This is a genomic window from Bacillus sp. 05T31 (assembly GCF_056396725.1).
In genome coordinates this window covers 1-4204 of record NZ_JBFTMA010000371.1, presented here as the reverse complement: position 1 = coordinate 4204, position 4204 = coordinate 1, and the positions used below count along the sequence as shown (strand labels likewise).

Sequence of the window (4204 nt, the reverse complement as noted above, 5' to 3'; positions counted from 1 at the left end):
CTCATTATCATTTCACTTTATTAAAACCAGCGCTCAGTTACAACTTTTTTACGTGTATAAAATTGAACGCCATCCGTACCATTTGTACCAAGATCTCCAAAGAATGAAGCTTTGTTTCCTGCAAATGCGAAGAATGCCATTGGTGCTGGAACATTAACGTTTACACCAATCATACCAGCATCAATATTGTCTCGGAATGTTTGTGCATGTTTTCCATTTGATGTATAAATAACAGCACCATTCGCAAATTTCGATTGATTTGTCAGCTTAATACCTTCTTCTAAATCTTTTACTCTTACAATACTTAATACCGGAGCGAAAATTTCATCTTGCCAAATTTTCATTTCTTGATTTACACCATCAAAGATTGTTGCACCAACAAAGTAACCTTCTCCAACTTCTTCATTGATTTTACGGCCATCTACTAGTAAACTTGCTCCATCTGTTACACCACTATTAATATAGCCTAAAACACGTTCTTTATGAGATTCACGGATTAATGGTCCAACATAATTATCTTCGTTGAAACCGTCACCTACTTTTAACTTCTTCGTTTCCGCTACTAATACATCAATGAATTCATCAGCAATTTCATCAACTACTGCTACTACTGAACATGCCATGCAGCGCTCTCCACTACTTGCAAACGCAGATCCAATTACACCTTGTACTGTTTTTTCAAGATTGCAATCTGGCATTACAATCGCATGGTTTTTCGCACCTGCTAACGCTTGTACACGTTTACCATTTTTTGTACCAGTTTCATATACGTAGCGTGCCACTGGCTCAGAGCCAACAAACGAAACTGCTTGAATATCTTTATTTTCTAAAATACTATTTACAACATCTTTTCCGCCTTGTACTAAATTTAATACCCCTTTTGGAAAACCAGCTTCATAGAATAACTCTACAAGTCGCTCAGCTAAAAGTGGCGTTCTTTCAGATGTTTTTAATACGAATGTATTACCGCAAGCAATYGCAAGTGGGAACATCCAKMATGGAAYCATCATMGGGAAGTTAAAMGGTGTAATACCAGCAACAACTCCGATTGGGTAGCGCCAAATCGATCCATCAATTCCACTAGCAATATTCGGAAGAGCTTGTCCCATCATTAAATTTGGTGCTGATGTTGCAAGTTCTACCGCTTCAATACCACGCTGTACTTCACCAGTTGCATCCGTTAGCGTTTTACCGTTTTCTAGCGTAATGATTTTTGCAAGCTCATCTTTATTTTCTTGTAACAGTTGTAGATATTTGTATAGTTGTCTTGAACGATTTGGAACTGGCACTTTAGACCATGTTTTGTATGCCGCTTTTGCCGCTTCAACAGCTTTTTCAACATCTTCTTTTGGAGAAAGTGGAACGTAAGCGATGATTTTTCCAGTTGCCGGATTCGGAACCGCTTCTACTTCCGTACCAGTAGATTCTACCCATTCGCCATTAATATGATTTTTCACTCGTTTAATTTCAGTTGTAATCATTATATTCTCTCCTTTTTTATCATGGTTTTTATAAGTGCACTATTTTTGATTAGAAATTAATTGTTCGCTAACTTTCTTATATAAAGCAGCCATATCGTTTTCACCATATCCTGCCTCACTCGCTTCTTCATATACGTTTAATAGCATCTCACTTACTGGTAAGTGAAGTTCACTTTCTTTAGCTAAATCTACCGCAAATCCTAAATCTTTCTTTAATAAATTTACAGTAAAGCCWGGCTCATAATTTTCTGATGCAATGAAACTTTTATAATTACGCTCATAAATTCTACTTTGACCGTAACTTACATTTAAAATATCAAACATTTTATCTAAATCCATATTGTTCTTTTTCGCTAATGTTAAAGCTTCACTCACACCAGCTGTATAAAAACCAATTAATAGATTGTTAATTAATTTAACAGTTGTACCACTATCAATCTGCTCACTAACATGGAAAACATTCGCTCCAAGCACTTCCATGACAGATTCAGTTTTCTCATATACTTCTTTCGATCCACCAACCATAAACGTTAATGTACGGTTTTCTGCACCAATTACCCCACCGCTAACAGGTGCTGCTAAAAAGTCTACTTTCTTTTCCTTCGCCGATTCCTCTAATTGTTTGTTTAATTGTGGAGATACTGTACTTGTATCAATTAAAGCTACATTCGAGTGGCTATTTTCAAATAATCCTTCTTCCCCAAAATATACCGCTTCCACAGCACGMGGTGAAGGCAAACTTGTAAAAATCACATCGCATGTCTCTGCTAGTTTTGAGATTGATAGGCCGATAATTCCTCCTTCTTTTTCAAAGGAAGCTTCCGCCTCTTTATTCAAGTCCACTCCATATACTGTGTAGCTAGATTTAACTAAATTTTTAGACATCGGAAGACCCATGTTACCTAAACCGATAAACCCAATCTTTTTCATATCGCTTTCCTCCTATTTACACAATATATTTCCCGCGATTTATAATAACTTTCGCAATATCTCTCTTTTTCGTAAATAAGTTTGAGTATAAAGGCACTAATAATTGACGGATTTCAGCTAATATTTCTTGTCTATTTTGTTCTTCTGTGACAGCTGCTGAAAGAATGGAAATCGCAGCTTCTTCTACTTTACGATATCCTTCTTCACAAATAACACCTGTTATCATTTGCTTCGTACGCTCTTTTTCCTCACCATTTTTACTAACTGCTTTCCTCGTACGTAAAAATGCTGATTCCATGACGTACACGTCCGTCAACATATTTGATAATACGCGTGAATATTCTTGCTCTTGCTCAATTTTTAAACCTGGAGTTTTAGAGAGCGTTTTCAAAGATTGTTTCAACAATTTTTTCGCTAATAAAATGTAACGATGGTTTCTTTCGACATTTGCCACATCAATTTCTACTTCAGCATCTTCTATTTGCTCGATTTGCTTCATTAACATTTTTGCAACTGTTAATCTATTAATTTCATTCGTTCCTTCAAAAATACGACTAATCCTAGCATCACGATATAATCGTTCTACTTCGTATTCTTGCATATAACCGTAACCACCATGAATTTGTACAGCTTCATCTACGATATAAGCAAGTGTTTCAGAAGCGTTTACTTTATTCAGTGCACATTCAATTGCAAATTGGGACATTTTTTTCATAAGATCTTCATCACTCTCATGAATTGCTTCATCAATTACACCCGCTGTACGGTAAGCTGCACTTTCTGCTCCATATGTAGAAATAATCATATTGGCAATTTTCTCTTGAATCATCGTAAAATCTACTAATTCCGTTTGGAACTGTTTTCGCTCTTTTCCATATTGAACTGATAAACCGATTGCTTGTTTTGCTGTTCCAATATTTCCAAAAGCAAGTTTTAGTCTAGCGAAGTTAAGAATATTAAGAGCTACGTGATGCCCTTTCCCAACTTCCCCTAAAATATTTTCAGCGGGGATGACAACATCTTCTAAAATAAGCGTCGCTGTTGAAGATCCTTTAATCCCCATCTTCTTTTCTTCTAATCCTATTGATACACCTTCACATGTTCTTTCGACAATAAACGCTGTCATTCCTTTATTTGTCTTCGCAAAAACAACGTATACATCTGCCATATGAGCATTTGTAATCCACTGCTTCTCACCATTCAACTTCCAAGCAGTACCATCTTCATTCAATACTGCACTCGTTTTTGCACTTAATGCATCAGAACCAGCATTTGGCTCAGTTAAAGCATAAGCCCCAATCCATTCTCCTGATGCGATTTTCGGCAAATACTTTTCTTTTTGTTCTTTCGTTCCGTAATATATGTAAGGCAACGTACCAACACCTGCGTGTATATTAAAAGAAACGCTAAATGCACCAGCGTAACCCATTTTCTCTGCTACAAGACCTGAGACAGCCTTTCCTAACTCGAATCCGCCATAATCTTCTGGTACCTCAATGCCTAATAATCCAAGTTCCCCAGCTTTCTCAAATAATTGACGAGAAACTTTATAGTTATGTTGTTCAATATTCTCAATTTGCGGGACAATTTCTTGTTTAACGAATTGTTCTGTCGTTTTTGCAATTAAATCTTCATCCCCTGAAAAATCTTCTGGTGTAAAGAAAGTATTATTCACATCTTTATTGAGTGAAAAAAATTCATCCCATGGTAACTTCGTTTTCTCCATCTGAATCCCCCTATCATTTCGGCCTTCGTTGATCTTTGCATATGCTCGTCTACGATGAGTGGAATAT

At 36.4% G+C, this 4204-nt stretch carries 3 protein-coding genes; all 3 read right to left on the bottom strand.

All coding sequences use genetic code 11. From position 1 onward, the window contains the following. Positions 1 to 20: 20 nt before the first annotated feature. The 3 genes from AC1DJR_RS19565 to AC1DJR_RS19555 are packed head-to-tail and all read right to left on the bottom strand — an operon-like array spanning position 21 to position 4137. Complete coding sequence (locus AC1DJR_RS19565) at positions 21 to 1481, bottom strand: CoA-acylating methylmalonate-semialdehyde dehydrogenase (RefSeq protein ID WP_477003292.1); 1461 nt, start codon at positions 1479 to 1481, stop codon at positions 21 to 23. Positions 1482 to 1520: 39 nt separating this feature from the next. Further along, the gene (locus AC1DJR_RS19560; RefSeq protein ID WP_002031851.1) at positions 1521 to 2411 is read right to left on the bottom strand and encodes an NAD(P)-dependent oxidoreductase; all 891 of its coding nucleotides are present in this window, start codon (positions 2409 to 2411) and stop codon (positions 1521 to 1523) included. 16 nt (positions 2412 to 2427) lie between these two features. Further along, on the bottom strand, positions 2428 to 4137 hold the full coding sequence (locus AC1DJR_RS19555) for an acyl-CoA dehydrogenase family protein (protein ID WP_044439787.1): 1710 nt from the start codon (positions 4135 to 4137) through the stop codon (positions 2428 to 2430). Positions 4138 to 4204 lie beyond the last annotated feature (67 nt).

What these genes read in the sequence shown, in the direction of transcription:
- AC1DJR_RS19555 (WP_044439787.1), bottom strand. Translation starts at nt 4,137, where the DNA reads ATGGAGAAAACGAAGTTACCATGGGATGAATTTTTTTCACTCAATAAA.